The sequence below is a fragment of the Blautia sp. MSK17_66 genome (assembly GCF_020538025.1).
In the GTDB taxonomy this organism is placed as follows: Bacteria; Bacillota; Clostridia; order Lachnospirales; family Lachnospiraceae; genus Blautia_A.
This window is the reverse complement of sequence record NZ_JAJBNQ010000108.1, coordinates 1-365: the sequence shown is the minus strand read 5'-3', so window position 1 is coordinate 365 and position 365 is coordinate 1. Positions and strand designations below refer to the sequence as shown.

General features: G+C 41.4%; 1 protein-coding gene. It reads left to right on the top strand.

Annotated elements, in window-relative coordinates:
- On the top strand, positions 1–211 hold a 211-nt coding region (locus tag LIR34_RS17695; protein WP_265107762.1), incomplete at its 5' end, for a transposase.
- Positions 212–365 lie beyond the last annotated feature (154 nt).

The window sequence follows — 365 nt, the reverse complement described above, 5'->3', positions numbered from 1 at the left end:
ATTGAAAGCAAAATGTGCTGAATATGGAATCGAACTGCGGGTAGTTGACAGGTGGTATCCGTCTTCAAAGACCTGTCACTGTTGTAGCTGTATTAAAAAAGATCTGAAACTTTCAGACAGGATCTACAGATGCACATGTGGATATATTGAGGACAGAGATCTCAATGCAGCACTGAATCTGAGAGATGCAGAGACTTACGAAGTTGCATGATTCCGTAAACGTAAGTATGTACCGAAGGCTATTTCGGGAATTAACGACTGTGGAGTGTACTTAGGATCTGTGAGTAGAGATAACTACGGTTACTCAAAAGCATACACGAAGAAACAGTAAGCGGTATTCGTGAGAATCCGCATTATCTCGATGT